The organism is Candidatus Erwinia dacicola, from assembly GCF_001756855.1.
In the GTDB taxonomy this organism is placed as follows: Bacteria; Pseudomonadota; Gammaproteobacteria; order Enterobacterales; family Enterobacteriaceae; genus Erwinia; species Erwinia dacicola.
In genome coordinates, this window is record NZ_MAYS01000303.1 from 1 (window position 1) to 2,881 (window position 2,881).

At 51.8% G+C, this 2,881-nt stretch carries 2 protein-coding genes, 1 pseudogene and 1 riboswitch; all 3 genes and pseudogenes read right to left on the bottom strand.

The annotated features are described in order from the left end of the window. Positions 1-94 precede the first annotated feature (94 nt). Positions 95-961, bottom strand: coding sequence for a glutamate racemase (gene murI / locus BBW68_RS08920; protein ID WP_070135075.1), 867 nt, complete (start codon positions 959-961; stop codon positions 95-97). Further along, positions 906-2,231, bottom strand: a pseudogene (locus BBW68_RS08925) (TonB-dependent receptor domain-containing protein); the annotation flags it as partial. The gene murI and the pseudogene BBW68_RS08925, both read right to left, overlap by 56 nt. A 9-nt stretch (positions 2,232-2,240) precedes the next feature. Continuing rightward, the gene (locus tag BBW68_RS20675; RefSeq protein WP_420835340.1) at positions 2,241-2,426 is read right to left on the bottom strand and encodes a hypothetical protein; all 186 of its coding nucleotides are present in this window, start codon (positions 2,424-2,426) and stop codon (positions 2,241-2,243) included. A gap of 67 nt (positions 2,427-2,493) precedes the next feature. Then, a riboswitch (cobalamin riboswitch) is annotated at positions 2,494-2,675 on the bottom strand. Between the last annotated feature and the right edge of the window lie 206 nt (positions 2,676-2,881).

Sequence of the window (2,881 nt, forward strand, 5' to 3'; positions counted from 1 at the left end):
CGCTGGCCTGTAAGCCATTGCAGAGGCGCAGTATAGGCAATTTCTGGAGACTAGCAAGGGCAAATCGCAAAAAACTTTTCGAATGTTGTTTTTTTTACCTGAAACCCCCATAAAGAGCCAGTTTTTCGAGCTTTTTGAAGCCATAACGCCGTAAAACGGGCATTAATTGCACAGTCTGTTCAGTAATATCCATACAGAAAGCGATATTGTCGTCCGCAGAAACGGCATGCGGGCATGCATTTTCCAGCAGCCAGACGGTGCGTCGCGCAATCGCCGCGCCAGAATCTATTAAACGCGTCCCTTCCGGCAGTACCGGTTGCAGCTCTTCACTAATAAGAGGGAAGTGGGTACAGCCCAGCACCACCGTATCCGGTGGATCCTGCATCCGCAGCCACGGCTGCAGAATGCGCTTCACTTCTTCTATTGCTACCGGCTGCCCATGCAGTTTTGCTTCCGCCAGCGCCACCAATTCTGCCGAACCGATCATCTCCGTTTTGCATTCGCTGCCGAAACACGCCACCAGCTCATGGGTATAAGGGCGTTTAACGGTGCCGCGCGTTGCCAGCAGGCCAACGACACCGTTACGCGTCAGGCGTGCAGCAGGTTTAATTGCGGGTACGACGCCCACCACCGGAAATTTAAAGCGCACGCGCAGGGCCGGAAGCGTCACGGTACTTGCCGAGTTACAGGCGATAACCACTAACGCAAGAGGATAGAGGCGGGTAATCGCTTCGACGACAGTGATCACACGCTCAACGATAAACTCTTCTGACTTCTCACCATAAGGAAAGGCAACGTTGTCGAAAGCGTAGAGATAATGGAGATCCGGCAGCAACTCGCGGATCTCATCATAGACTGAAAGCCCACCGACGCCGGAGTCAAGCACCAGCACGGTGGGGCGTTCTTTAGAAGTTGTAACTGCCGCTGAGGTAGTATTCCCGTCCAAGGGTTTCATAAGCATACGCTGTCTCGTGATCTTTATCGAACAGGGTGACAATTCTACCACGAACGGTGAGATGGGATGTGACCGGATACGAAACTGCAAGATCCCACAAGCTGACGCCGCCCATTTTATACGCGGGCTTGGATAAACGCTATAGTTGGTATCATAGCGCTGAGCGAGATACTGATACGTCAGTGACTAGTCAGACTGCGCCACGGCCTAGTCCAGCTGATATTTAAGCTGCTGTTTAGCACGGCGCGCCAGCACTTTATTGGTCACGGCATCATTACGTGGGTTGAGTTAGTCGTAAGATACGGTATGCGCCAGTGGACCGGTATCAAAGGACGCCGTCGCCTCCACACCTTATAATACACGCTTTCTTTACATTTCTGTAATGCGAGGTGGAATCGAAATCGATCATATCATCGATATCGTTACGATAGCTGGAAAACGCCAGTTTTCCGGCCCGGTTAATCCTTCACCCCCCTTCCCACTGCTTGCTTTTCTCAGGCTGCAGATCGCGATTGCCGTAGCTTTCGCTGTATACCTGATTGAGATTAGGAGACTTAAAGGCAGTACCAGTACCGTAGGAAACAAACACGCTGTAGCCGTCGACAAACTCCCAAGCCTCGTTGCTCTGCTAGGTGTTATGCTGTATGCTAGCCAAAAGCATTATTGTCATCCCCGCGCACAGCGCCTTCCAGCGGCACACTACCCATTTTCTGCTGCGTGGTGGCGTAGATGCCGGTGTTACGCTGCTCCTAGCCCGCTGCAACAGGATTAGTGCTGGGTTCTGATGTCTGCTTCTGCCAGTCAAAGCAGCCACTAACCGTACCATAACCGACCGCCAGCGTATTACCCCACTGCAGATTGTATTGCTGCACATCATCTAACGCCGAGGCTAGGCCATAGCGCCCTTTTGACGGGTCAAAGTTGAGATCTTTCGTGTGGCTGTAGCTGGCAATCAGCTGTAAGGAGTAAATCCCGCGGTTTAAACGCAGCCCAGTATCCCAGCTCTGGCTATAGAGCTGACGGACATCCGGCATGCCCAATAAAGCGAAAAGGTGGCATTGTCATAGACCAGTGAACCATCATAGTCAGAGCGGTTATCAAAGCCGTAACCACGGAAGAATCCGCTGAACTCGTCACTAAACTGATTATTTACGTTACCGTAAAGGGATTTACTCATAAAGCCATCGCGATCCGGCTGGGCAGAGTCACCGAATGCATCCGGGTATCCAGCAACCACATCATACCCTTTGGTATAGGTGCAGCTGCCGGTCAGCGTTTTCGACTGTCAGCGATTGATTGGCTCTTTTATGACTACCGTCGTTGGTGCCAGCACGGAAGAGATGGGTTGTGCAAAACGATTTGCCGTCACCACCTGCGTTGCTTCATTACTGTCTTGTGCAAAGCCGTTTTGCGCCCAGAGAGAAATCGCCGTAGTGCTAAACGCCAGCAGCGTGTCTTTTGTTGTCATCATGACCAAGCATCCAAAAGAAGTGCAGGATACCGCAGGCATACGATCGAAAACACGCGATGATCGTAAGAAATGCGACGTTAATCCGGCAGGTCTTCGGGTTCAGAATCGTTAGGTGGCAATGACTTCCCGTCCTGAGACAATGTCTGCGTTACGCTATTGTCACGACATTCTATACCGCTGCGCGTCAGCTCCAAATTTGCACTGGATTCCCTTTTAACTCGTGGGGAGGCCGGAGCCACAGTTTAAGTTGAATAAAAGGGGCTGTCCTAGATAACTAGGATCCTCCAGGAGATCGAGTCTGTCAAGGTGGTGTAAATTCACTTACAGCCTCCCGGTCCGGTAATGGGCCTGTTATGCGCTGAGTAGCAACGCGTCGATTACGTCGTCTTCAGCAGTCTGGTCTATCTCCGCCATGGTGTGCTGAGGCAGGTAGCGGTTCTGCAGCAGCCATTCTT